At 43.3% G+C, this 11502-nt stretch carries 11 protein-coding genes; 10 read left to right on the plus strand and 1 reads right to left on the minus strand.

Annotation, left to right across the window (positions count from 1 at the left end; genetic code table 11):
• The first annotated feature begins 79 nt into the window (after nucleotides 1-79).
• From NC796_RS00610 to NC796_RS00620, 3 genes are all read left to right on the plus strand, one after another.
• Nucleotides 80-625, plus strand: coding sequence for a hypothetical protein (locus NC796_RS00610; RefSeq protein ID WP_310681206.1), 546 nt, complete (start codon nucleotides 80-82; stop codon nucleotides 623-625).
• Nucleotides 626-645: 20 nt separating this feature from the next.
• Nucleotides 646-1074 (plus strand): carboxypeptidase-like regulatory domain-containing protein, encoded by a 429-nt coding sequence (locus NC796_RS00615; RefSeq protein ID WP_310681207.1) that lies wholly within the window; start codon nucleotides 646-648, stop codon nucleotides 1072-1074.
• Nucleotides 1075-1274: 200 nt separating this feature from the next.
• Entirely contained in the window at nucleotides 1275-2513 is a 1239-nt protein-coding gene (locus NC796_RS00620; RefSeq protein ID WP_310681208.1) for a Gfo/Idh/MocA family oxidoreductase, read from the plus strand.
• Between the two features lie 18 nt (nucleotides 2514-2531).
• Here the strand turns inward: NC796_RS00620 and NC796_RS00625 are convergent, their stop codons facing one another.
• A complete protein-coding gene (locus tag NC796_RS00625; protein ID WP_310681209.1) occupies nucleotides 2532-3935 on the minus strand; it encodes a histidine kinase dimerization/phosphoacceptor domain -containing protein in 1404 nt (467 codons plus the stop codon).
• A 670-nt stretch (nucleotides 3936-4605) separates the two neighbouring features.
• Here NC796_RS00625 and NC796_RS00630 point away from each other — a divergent pair.
• From NC796_RS00630 to NC796_RS00660, 7 genes are all read left to right on the plus strand, one after another.
• Nucleotides 4606-5253 carry a response regulator transcription factor gene (locus tag NC796_RS00630; protein WP_310681210.1) on the plus strand — a complete coding sequence of 216 codons (648 nt, stop codon included), beginning with the start codon at nucleotides 4606-4608 and terminating at the stop codon, nucleotides 5251-5253.
• Between the two features lie 210 nt (nucleotides 5254-5463).
• On the plus strand, nucleotides 5464-6771 hold the full coding sequence (locus NC796_RS00635; protein ID WP_310681211.1) for a PAS domain-containing sensor histidine kinase: 1308 nt from the start codon (nucleotides 5464-5466) through the stop codon (nucleotides 6769-6771).
• A 4-nt stretch (nucleotides 6772-6775) separates the two neighbouring features.
• Nucleotides 6776-7426: a response regulator transcription factor gene (locus NC796_RS00640; protein WP_310681212.1), complete on the plus strand. Its 651-nt coding sequence runs from the start codon at nucleotides 6776-6778 to the stop codon at nucleotides 7424-7426.
• A gap of 200 nt (nucleotides 7427-7626) precedes the next feature.
• Complete coding sequence (locus tag NC796_RS00645; RefSeq protein ID WP_310681213.1) at nucleotides 7627-8013, plus strand: hypothetical protein; 387 nt, start codon at nucleotides 7627-7629, stop codon at nucleotides 8011-8013.
• A 472-nt stretch (nucleotides 8014-8485) separates the two neighbouring features.
• Nucleotides 8486-9151 (plus strand): response regulator transcription factor, encoded by a 666-nt coding sequence (locus tag NC796_RS00650; RefSeq protein ID WP_310681214.1) that lies wholly within the window; start codon nucleotides 8486-8488, stop codon nucleotides 9149-9151.
• Nucleotides 9152-9348: 197 nt separating this feature from the next.
• On the plus strand, nucleotides 9349-9717 hold the full coding sequence (locus tag NC796_RS00655; protein ID WP_310681215.1) for a hypothetical protein: 369 nt from the start codon (nucleotides 9349-9351) through the stop codon (nucleotides 9715-9717).
• Between the two features lie 329 nt (nucleotides 9718-10046).
• Nucleotides 10047-11477 carry an ATPase domain-containing protein gene (locus NC796_RS00660; protein ID WP_310681216.1) on the plus strand — a complete coding sequence of 477 codons (1431 nt, stop codon included), beginning with the start codon at nucleotides 10047-10049 and terminating at the stop codon, nucleotides 11475-11477.
• Nucleotides 11478-11502 lie beyond the last annotated feature (25 nt).

An 11502-nucleotide genomic window follows, 5' to 3' on the forward strand; every position in this document is an offset into this window, starting at 1 on the left:
ACGGCTTGTGAGTTATTCGGGGTTGGGATCTGATACATCCGATTCCTCTTAATCATAACCGCAGGTAAATACTTGAGCCATGATTCAACCATTCTTTTTAAAGCTGATTTATATCGGAGTTGTACTACTTGTATCGTTAATTCCCGCCTATCTGCTATATCGAACATTACCAGGCGATGCAAGAGCAAAAGGAACCCTCAAAGGCATAAGGTTTAAACTGGGCGGTGCTTTTGCGGGCTATTTTGTCCTCGTACTAACCATCTTTGTGTTACTTCCACCTGAAATTGAATCTGCCCAAAAGGCTGAGAACAATCAATATGCACTATGGACACTCCACGCAGATTACCGTTTTTCAGATGACAGTGGATTTGGGAATCTACTCAAAATCGAAACGGACAGAGAAAATCCTGAAACGGATAACGGTCGCCTCAAATATCGTCTGGTTGGACAAAAAGTGAACGGTGAGTGGAAATTCCCGGATATTTATGTAGGACATGAAAATTATAGAAATGAAGACATCTTTTTAGACAGGCTCAGCAGGAAGAGAGATAGTATCAGAGTCAATCGCGAAGAAAAGACAATCAAGGTTACTAAACCGATCATTCTAAAGAGAAAAAATCAATAAAATCATTAGGAGGAAAAACAATGTTTTTCACAAAAGATGCTATAAATAGTTTGTCTTTAACAATATTGGTATTGTTATTTGTGCCCACAATTTTCGGGTTCAAACCAGAAACAGAGAATAACTCAGTAGTAGCTAAAGAGAGCAATACTGTTGTTTCCCCTTTATATATCCAGGATGCATATCATGGAACTATCAAATTTGAGATGAAGGATGGTTCTCACATTACTCCTTTTGGCGTGGAGGTGATTGTCAAAAACGGAGACAAGGTCGTCGAAAGAGTATCGACTAATAACAGTGGAGAATATTACCTGGAGAACCTGGAAACGGGTGAATATAAAATGACGGTTCAACACAAAGGATCGACCATATATTCTGATTCCCTGGTTATCACGCCGTCGACACCGGAAAACTTGGGAAGCACCATCATCGACATTCAAAATATCGAATAGAGACGGGGTATCTTTAAACTGCCTCATTTAGAGATCACAGGCTTAAGTCGGGTTCCCGAACCAAGCTGTCCTCCAGCTTTTCCCGGCAAGTAGTTTCATTATAAAAGCGTTACCACTTGCCGCTTGTCGCTGAGTTTGTTACCATCGAAAATCAATTGTTGATTTGTAATTAGGGAACAAGCTCAAAATCGGGAGAATATATGTTAAAGATCGGATTCGTGGGATCGGGATTCATTTCACAATTTCTAGCTAAATCGATGCTCTCTGTCCGGGACCTTGAACTGGCGGGAGTGCTCAACCGAGGCGGTGCCGAGGAGCTGGCCTCATTTGCCAGGGGGCAGAACCTTGGTGACTGCCAAGTCTATGACTCTATCAGGGAGCTGTGTCAAAACTGCGATGTCATTGCCATATTTGCTCCCAACTTTGCGCGTGTGGAAATTGTGGAGCAAATTGCCGATGCCGTAAAAAGTGGGGTGGAACTAACGGGGGTTATTGCTGAAAAGCCACTTGGGCGCACCGTTGAAGAAGCGCGCCGCCAGGTAACCCTTGCGAACGAATGCAACCTGCTGACAGCCTATTTTGAGAACCAGGTGTTTATGCCGGCCATAACAAACGCCCTGCAACAACTTGAACCGCAACAGAAGGCGATGGGGCCGTTGACCCTGGCACGAGCAGGTGAGGAACATGCAGGTCCACACAGCAGTTGGTTTTGGGATCCGCGCAAGCAGGGCGGCGGAGTTCTTTCCGATATGGGCTGCCACAGCATTGCGGTTGGATGGTATGTGCTTACCCCGGAAGGACAACCGCTTGACTTCCTGGAACCTGTGGCCGTTTCTGCGGATACCTCCCTGCTAAAGTGGGGACAGCCAAAATACCGGGAAAAACTCAAATCAAATTTCGGAGTCGACTATGAACAGTTTCCTGCGGAGGATTTCGCTACAGGTATCGTTACCTTTCGCAACCCGGAAACCGAACAGCGGGTTAAAGCCCAGTTTACGGTCTCCTGGATGTATGATAAGCAGGGGCTCCGCCTAAACCTGGATGCGCTCGGTCCGGGCTATGCGCTGGAGATGAACTCCCTGGACTCCCCTTCCGAAATATTTATCGGGGATGAGGCTGCCGAAGCGATCGCGGATTCTGAACTTGCCCTGGAGAAGTCGACAGCATCGCGCGGTCTGCTAACCATACAACCCAATGAAGCTGACCTGTACGGCTATACCGGCGAACTGGTAGATATGCGGGACCGTTTCAATGAAGGCCGGGATGCGACCTTAAGTTGGGAGTATGGTCTGCAGATTACACGCCTGGTGCAAGCGGCCTATCTAGCCGCAGAGCGCGGAGAAACGCTTGATCTTACGGATCCCGAAGTTAATGAAGAGCTTGAAAGCTATAAATCCTTGATCGCCCAGGGCAAGGGAGCGGATATTCTGTATCCATAGGAGTTCTTCCTTGAAATATCAGTTGAAATCGGCGGGAATATTGAACGCAAAGTGAGCGCCTTCTTTATTCTTGACATCCATTTCTGCGTCTAGCTGACTTCGGAAGGTGTCGACGAGCATCAGGCCCAGCGAGTTCTGCATCTTTTCACGATAGTTTTCCGGCAGCCCCTTCCCGTTGTCTGCCACTACCAGATGGTAATCTTTTTCACGTTTTTTGAGACGTATTTCCAGCATTCCCCCATGGTTATTAAAAGCGTGTTTAAAGGAGTTGACAACAAGCTCATTGATTAGCAGTCCACACGGAATTGCCTGATCGATATCGAAGTGCACATCATCGATATCAAAGCGCAGTGTTATGTCGGAATCGCTACCGGCAAATGTTGATTTCAAACTCTCCACCAGTTCTTCAATATAGGTTTTCATCCCGATATCAGTCACCTGGGTCGTCTGGTAAAGTTTATCGTGCACAAGAGCCATGGACTGTATTCTGGACTGGCTATCACGAAGCACCTTTTGGGCCTCCTCGTTTAACGAGCTGTCCATCTGCAATTCAATAAGGCCAGAGATAATTGCCAGGTTATTTTTTATACGATGATGGATCTCTTTGAGAAGAATATTTTTTTCTTCCAACGCCTTACTAATCTCCTTTGTCTTGGTTTTTACCCTCATTTTCAGTGAGATAATCCAGCCAATCCCCAACAAGGTGATAATGATACCGATTACTCCTGCCAGGATCAGGGCATACTGGGTAATGCCAAGTGTTTTAAGATCAGCCGGGGTACGCAAAAATATTTTGTAGACCCCTTCCTTTAGGTTATCCGGGCTGTAGACACTCAAAACGCCGGTGATATCTACCCGGTCCCCTACACTGAGAGTTTCAAAATCAAACTCCTGGTAATTATGGTGAAAATTAGAGACGTAAACAAAAATGGACTGTGCCAGGCTGTCGGACGGTGTAATTGTAATATACTTGCCGTTATATCTCGTACCCTTGCCGGTGATGGTTCCCTCTCCTCCCACCAGCATCCCTTCATACCTGGGCATATCGGCAAGAGCTTTTTTGATGGGAACCCGGGGCAGCGGCTCTGACCCTTCATACACCTCGTACTCAAGTACATTAATCTCTGTCAAACCAAAGTATTGCTGAACCACACCCCTTGCTACAATACTGTCACCGGGGGCAAATGGAGTTTCAACTGAGTTTGAGAAAATAGAAAAGCCCGATGAATCATTCTGAATAAAACACTGCAGGTACACCTCATGCAGAAGACCGGTACCTATATTGGCTCTACCCGTGACCTTTACAGTGTCCCCCAGCAGGTCAATCTGACCATCACCATCAGCATCGGCTCTTATCTCGTAGAAAGTTGTGAAATCAGAATTGGCAGATGACTGAGCAAAGAGCGGAGAACGCCCTGCCACAGTATAAAATCCAGAAAATAAGATTATAATAGTCAGAACCTGCTTGTACGTAATTTTACCAGAACAATATATCATCAACTAAACGTCTGCTTTTTGCTATAACCAACCAATTATACTTTGATTACTGTTATACCCAAAATTTTTCATCCAATTAAACAACTTCGTATAGCCGGGATTCATTCACTTTTTTGCGGTAACAAGTAATATTGGTTAATTTTGCAATGCTTTAAAGGGATTTTGTTTTGAAATCAGAGATGAGTAACGGTCCCCATAATAAGTCAGCAGTAAAAGGCCTGTTCTAATATTAACAGAAAAATAGATTGGTCAGTTAATCCACAAAGTGAGATACCACAATAGGCTTTTCTACCTACTTTAAAATTTAGGTGTTTTACGTGTTTCGGTTTTGTAGTCATTTAAAGAATATAGTCCAGACTCTTCAAGCAGTACTTTAACAACTTGATTTCTGAATAAGATACAACACAGAATTTGTGTTTGGCAGCATTTATGAGGGGCTAGAAAGTGCCACACAAGTAAATAGATCTCACAACAAAAAGGCCATTGAAAAGTAGCTCAGAAGCGGCTCAAAGCACTCTATACCCGCCTGGCAGGCTACCTATTTATCATCAGATCAGAAGAGTTGTGGCCGGCAACGATACGATCAAAAATTAACATGCAAAAGAAGAATATACTGGTAGCAAACTTTCACAAAATTTTTAGAGATGGTATTATATCCATGCTCGAAGCTACCGAGGAGTTTAACGTACTGGAGGCAGCATCTCAAAAAAAAGTGATCGAATTATGTAAAAAGGAAACAGTTGATATAATCATCCTCGACAACAAAAGCTCTGTAATAAAAAGTATACCCCTCATCAGTAAAATAACATCAGACTTCCCCAGTACCAGGGTTCTTACTTTGCTGACCAATATAGACCGGGCTAATATCAGGCAGCTGCGCCAGGAAGGGGCTTCTGGATATCTGTTGAAAAAATCGGGACGTGAGGAATTACTGCAGGCGGTTAATACGCTCCTGGATGGTTCCACCTATGTCTGTGATGAAATTACCCTTTCGGTTATGCGAAACCTGGATGGCAATTCTTCCCCCCCGGAGACTCAACAAGAAACACATTCCCTTACCGATCGTGAGCTGGAGGTGCTTGCACTCATCGTAAATGAATACACCAATCCCGAGATTGCGGAAAAGCTTTCGATAAGTGTACGGACGGTGGATGCTCACAGGCGTAACTTATTACAAAAAACCGGAGTCAGGAATACAGCCGGCTTGGTGCGCCATGCTTTAAATAAAAATCTGCTGGATTAATTCCCACCATTCTCTGTTTGTCTTACCTCAAGAAAGGCTTGTTAACCACGTTGAATTCTCTTAAAATTCCATGTGTGGGAATGGTGACATGTATGCAGCCTTGGCTGTATAGGTGGAGATAATATTGTTGTGGCGACAACCTGCATTTATCACCTGTAATCTCCATCAATTACGTTTATGCAGTTACGCCACTTCTCTGTGAGGGAGGCTATGATGCCTAAAAAACTGACAGCATTTTCCATAACCTTTATTTACCTGGTTGTGGCTACCCTCTGGATCGCTCTTACCGATTTTGCCCTTGGTTATTTCATTTCAGATCCGGGACCCCTGACCATTTTTCAAACCTATAAAGGGATCGCATACATTATTGTCACTTCGGTGGGATTGTACTGGCTTATCAAGAAGCATGACAAGCAGCTGAATATTAAAGAGGAGAAAATTAAAAAAAACATAGACATCCAACAGAGGGAACGTAAATATGCGGAGCAAAGGCTACAAGAGTCAGAAAAGAAATACAGGCTTCTTTTTGAGCAAAATCCGCAGCCGATGTGGATTTACAACCCTGAAACCCTGGCATTTGTCGAGGTTAATCAAGCAGCAATCTCCCACTACGGATACACCGAGGAGGAGTTCAAGAACATGACGATTAAAGATATCCGCCCCGAAAGTGATATCCCGGCCCTTCAAAAAACACTTACTGAAGTAATGGGTGAACACAGATATGGACAGGAATGGACTCATCAAAAAAAAGACGGAACCGTCATCAGCGTGAGTATCTCTTCAGGACCAATCGAATTTGAGGGAAATCAATTTCGATTGGTGGTGGCCAAGGATATTACAGAACAAAAGAAAGCGGAAAAACAGCTGCTTAATTCTCTTATTGAGGGAGAAGAGCGGGAACGTAAACGCATTGCCAAAGAGCTGCATGATGGACTGGGGCAATATCTAAGTGCTTCAAACATGAATTTTGAGGCGATCAGGGAGGATATCGCCGACCTGCCGGAGAAACGGGTTAAACAGTTTCAAAATGGAATTAATTTACTCCAGGCCGCTATTGGGGAGACGCGCAACATAGCCCACAACCTCATGCCAAGTGCGATAGAAGATTATGGTCTTGAACTGGCTGTGCGTGCACTGGTAGATCATCTACGGAAAAGCAGTGATATTACATACAGCTACAGTTCCAAGCTGGAAGGATTAGCGCTCAAGCAGCAAACCCAAATTAACCTTTACCGGGTCATCCAGGAAGCGCTGAGCAATGCGGTTAAACACTCCCAATGCCAAAAAATATCTCTGCAACTTTATAAACATGATAATATCATAACCTGTATGATTGAGGATGACGGTGTAGGGTATAACATTAACAGCTCTACAGAAAACCGGGGAATGGGAATCAGGAGTATGAAAACCCGGATTGACACTCTGTCCGGAGATATCGAATTTAATAGTGTCCCCGGTAAAGGGATGTCAATACTGCTTGAGCTACCCGTATCATCAAATATTAAAACCCAGGAGTAGCACCATGGCTACAATTCAAATCATGATTGCTGATGACCACAAAATCATTAGGGACGGCATCAAATCCATGCTGGAAAACAAGCACGGTTTTGATATTGTTGCTGAAGCCACCGATGGCGAAGAGGCGATTGCACAGTGCGCTGACACGGGGATTGACCTCATCATCATGGATGTCAATATGCCGGGGAAAAATGGAATCGAAGCAACCCAGCATATCAAGAGAAAATATCCCGAGATCAAAATATTAGCCCTGACTATGATGAAAGAGGATGAGCATATTCGCCAAATGATACAGGCCGGGGCTTCGGGTTATATTTTGAAAAATTCGGGTAGTGACGAGCTTGTTGAAGCAATTGAAAAGGTAATGGACGACAAACACTACTTCAGCAGCGATGCCACCTACTCTGTTATGATGGACCTGGTGGAAACGGGAGGCAAGAAAAAAAAGTCGGGGGATCCCACTGATCTTACCGACCGTGAGCTGGAAGTGCTTGAGCTTATCACTCACGAATACACCAACCAGGAAATTGCCGAAGAGCTTACCATCAGTGTCCGAACGGTTGACGCACATCGACGAAATATACTGCAAAAAACAGGTGCCCGTAATGCGGCCGGGCTGGTCCGTTTTGCTTTGGAAAACAATCTGTTCGACTAAATACACCTAGGTGCATTTACCTACTTTAATTTAGCATATTCCCTCTATACCACCCTTCCCGTGGAATACCTACATTTAATTTTGCTTACAACTGTCGGGGGTGAGCTTCCAACCTCGCAGTTCATAGTTTTTATCCTGTTCAAGCTGCGCAGAGCTCGGTATCAACCTTATTAGAACGGACCGATTTATTAATTGAAATAATGATGAAAATTCTACTCATTGGTGAAAAAAATGAACTAAATGATACAGTCGTGGATGTTCTTTCCACTCAGCCCGATTTCAGTGTCGAAAGTTGTCCCCCTTCAACATTTCCCGAAAAGTTGGGCAATGGTGCAGCGAAAGACCTCGATATTCTGATTGCCGATCTGACAGCTTTTGATACAAAACCTGTGGAAACGATAATCAATCTTAAAAAACTTGGGCTGGATTGCGCGCTTCTTGCCGTTCATGTTTACACCTCCGCTCATTTTATAGAACCTTTGCTAAAGGCCGGTGCCCAAGGATACCTGCCCTCGGCCACAACAAAAAAAGAGATGATGGAAGCTATTGAGAAACTGTCCCATGGGGATAAATACCCGTTATTTTAACTTATCCCCTTCTTCTTGCCCATTCAGACAAGCTTATCAAGCCTATTCTGCTTAACCCCCAGTGTAATGTTTTCTGCATAGCTTAAAGAATAAAAGAACTGAATTTAACAGGTACCTCACTGGTGGGAACTCTAAGTTTTAATGAGACTAAGAAACTAAAAGACACCCTTAAACAAGGAGGTCGCAAGCTGGTAAAACCGACTCTTTGCTAAGTTACCTCATATGGCCTTCTGGACCACTAGCATAAACCTTATAAATATACCCATCTGAAAAAAAGAAAGGATCATTTATAAATACATCGCTATACTAGGGTAAATACTGATTAGTGATTTAGGTTGTTTACCCTATGTACATTTTCTTTCAAATGGCTTACCCTTTCTAAGATACAATATTAAAAAGATTAAGAGGTTTGCACCTGCAAGAAACTGTAGGATGCTAAAATTATTTCATCTACTATTTTATATATTATTATATGTTGAAAGGTACAGCTAACATACTCATTGCAATCAAAGAGCAACTCATTGCAGAAGGGATCAAGGCTTTACTTGAACGTAAGCTTGACTGTAATAATTTTCTGTCTGAAATAGAAAATGAGGAGCAGTTGCTGGCATTTTGCAAAAAGAAAAACATAGATATTATCATACTTGACATGGACTGTCGGGAGATAAGTTGTGCTCATTTTATTCAACAACTGTCTTCCAGGGAAGCTAAGGATGTTCCGGTATTGCTTATTACCAAAGGGGATAATAAACGTGAGCTGCAAAAAGCCGTCGCTGCAGGTGCCAAAGGAGTGGTGCTAAAAAGTTCAGGGATTGACAACCTGTGTAAAGCACTCCAAAGCATTAAAAAAGACGGGTACTTTTTCTGTGACAAAGCGGTCTATAAACTTGTCCACAACTACATTGACAGCAATGAGACGAATATTGACAGCAAGGGTGAGCTTTTAACTGATCGAGAACTTGAAGTCCTGGAATTGATCTGCCAGGAATTTACCAATCGCGAGATTGCTGAAAAACTACAAATAAGCGTTCGAACCGTTGATTCCCACAGAAGCAACCTCCTGAAAAAAACCGATTCAAAAAATACTGTAGGCCTGGTTAAATATGCCTTTAAAAACAATCTTGTCGATACCTCCTGATTCACCGACCGGCCAGTGAAAAGCATTTCTTTGGTTTGGCATCTATTTCTCTTAACATGGGTACTATATAAATATTTACTCCGCTTATTATATGTTGCACTTGTTTGGCTAGTTCCACTCAAGGCTTTTATCGCCGTCATTCAAATAAGTCACCTCTATTAACGACGGTAACCAAAGTTGTATTCATTACCAAGATTATGCCCATACTATTTATTGGGAAAACAAATTTAAGAAATGATTCTATAAAAGAGCTTATACGGGCCAGGGATGGTAATGACGTCAATCACATTGATCCTCAACAACTAACCGCATTTGTCAATAAGAACAGTGGTAATAAAAATCGTTATCAAACTATAATCATAGATTTGCATTCCTTTGCGTTACCCCCTTTAAAAGTCATTTCCCTTATCAGAGACTCTGTTAAAATTAAGCGTTTAATTGTTATAAACGGTCCGGGCCAAGAATCAAAATTGGAACCGATTATTAAGAACCGAACAAATTATTATCTGCCCCATAATTTTGAAATTGAGGAATTATTCAAGGCATTGGAAAAGCAGCTCCAGTAACAATTAAAGAGGGCCTTGAAAAACCGGTATTTTCTTCAGGTCAAAGCCTGATCGAATTCGGAACCGAAGTTTATAACCCATAAAAAAAGATTTCGAATTCGCGAAAATGCCAACATTGGGCAACACAACAGTTTTGCAAAGGCCTCTTAAAGTACCTATGAAATAATCTCTTCCTCGTAGGTGAAAACACCCCCTTTAACAATTAGGTTGTTTGTCTGATTCTAACTTCTGAAATAATCCTTACACTTTCTCGTGATTAGAAAAGGGGAAGATCTACAGACTAATCTACCAAATGGCCATCTCCCCTTGTCATTAAAATAAAAAATCAGATGCATCATAAGATATCTACAGGCATTCGGGGGCTGGATGAAATTTTACTCGGTGGTTTTATACCCAACCGCTCCTACCTGCTGCAGGGCGGACCCGGCAGCGGAAAATCAACGATCGCTTATCACTTTTTACAACAAGCGGCATCAAACGGTGATAAGGCACTGTTCATAACGCTCGGAGAACCGGCCGAAAATGTTAAAGAAAATGCGAAACAAGTTGGCATAGATCTTTCGGAAGTAGAATTCCTGGATCTCACGCCCAGTGCCAACCTGAGTGAAGCTGCTAAAAGCTATAATGTATTCACTTCCACAGAGGTTGAACAACAGCCCATAATTGAGGCGATCACGGATGCTGTTGAAAAGCATAGTCCCAAACGGGTCGTCTTTGACTCCATCACCATGCTTCGTTTTTTAAACCGGGATGCTTTTCAGTATCGCAATCTCGGCCTCTCTTTAGTGAAATATATCGCCCAACAAGAAGCCACCATGCTGATCATTTCCGAATCAGCTGAACATGTTTCAGATCAGGATTCCGTATTCTGGGTGGACGGGGTTATCAACGTTCAGTATTCTCCGGGTTGGCGAAAGCTGGAGGTGTCCAAATACCGGGGGTCAGACTTTATGCAAGGTACACACGCTTTTAAAATTTCGGGAGAAGGGTTGGAAATTTACCCCCGCCTGCAGCCGAATAAATATGAACGGCATTTTGAAGAGGAAGTTCTTTCCTCCGGTATTGATGAAATTGACAACCTGCTTTACGGAGGCCTTGAAAAAGGAACAACGACCCTTATCACCGGGGCCAGCGGGGTTGGCAAAACCAACCTGGGAATCCAATTTATGAAGGAGGCGGCTTCCCGTAACGAACGCTCAGCAATATACACCTTCGAGGAGTCAAAAGAGCTGATCCGCCGCCGTTCCAATGCGATCAATATCCCGGTCGACGAAATGATCAGGGAGGGTAATTTAAAAATCGTTCCGGTAGAACCGCTCTCATATTCTCCGGATGAATTTGCCAGTATGGTCCGCAAAGATGTGGAACAAAATGACACCCGCATGGTCATGATTGATACTATGGGAGGTTACGGCCTGGCAGTCAGGCAGGAAGATACGCTGGAACGGCTGCACTCTCTTTCCGTTTATCTCCAAAATATGGGGGCGACCACGTTACTGATTAATGAATCCCAGGATATTACGGGCAACTTGTCGACGACGAGTATCAATGCCAGCTACCTGGCCGATAATATTATTTTCCTGCGCTACCTGGAGATCAATGGCGAAATGAAGAAAGCAATCGGTGTACTAAAAAAACGGTTGAGCGATTTTGAAAAATCGATCCGGGAGTTCGTGATAACCTCTGAAGGTATAAAAGTAGGTCAACCTCTGACGAACCTGCGTGGCATCTTAAGCGGCGTCCCCGAATTTATTAAATAGCTACAATATGCAGTATATCACAAAA

Origin of the sequence: Aliifodinibius sp. S!AR15-10 (assembly GCF_031569985.1) — a bacterium.
Classification (GTDB): Bacteria; Bacteroidota; Rhodothermia; order Balneolales; family Balneolaceae; genus JAMQKA01.

Excerpts from the sequence above, each read along its gene's own strand:
- NC796_RS00610 (WP_310681206.1), top strand. The coding sequence starts at position 80 with ATGATTCAACCATTCTTTTTAAAGCTGATTTATATCGGAGTTGTACTA.
- NC796_RS00615 (WP_310681207.1), top strand. The coding sequence starts at position 646 with ATGTTTTTCACAAAAGATGCTATAAATAGTTTGTCTTTAACAATATTG.
- NC796_RS00620 (WP_310681208.1), top strand. The coding sequence starts at position 1,275 with ATGTTAAAGATCGGATTCGTGGGATCGGGATTCATTTCACAATTTCTA.
- NC796_RS00630 (WP_310681210.1), top strand. The coding sequence starts at position 4,606 with ATGCAAAAGAAGAATATACTGGTAGCAAACTTTCACAAAATTTTTAGA.
- NC796_RS00635 (WP_310681211.1), top strand. The coding sequence starts at position 5,464 with ATGATGCCTAAAAAACTGACAGCATTTTCCATAACCTTTATTTACCTG.
- NC796_RS00640 (WP_310681212.1), top strand. The coding sequence starts at position 6,776 with ATGGCTACAATTCAAATCATGATTGCTGATGACCACAAAATCATTAGG.
- NC796_RS00645 (WP_310681213.1), top strand. The coding sequence starts at position 7,627 with ATGATGAAAATTCTACTCATTGGTGAAAAAAATGAACTAAATGATACA.
- NC796_RS00650 (WP_310681214.1), top strand. The coding sequence starts at position 8,486 with ATGTTGAAAGGTACAGCTAACATACTCATTGCAATCAAAGAGCAACTC.
- NC796_RS00655 (WP_310681215.1), top strand. The coding sequence starts at position 9,349 with ATGCCCATACTATTTATTGGGAAAACAAATTTAAGAAATGATTCTATA.
- NC796_RS00660 (WP_310681216.1), top strand. The coding sequence starts at position 10,047 with ATGCATCATAAGATATCTACAGGCATTCGGGGGCTGGATGAAATTTTA.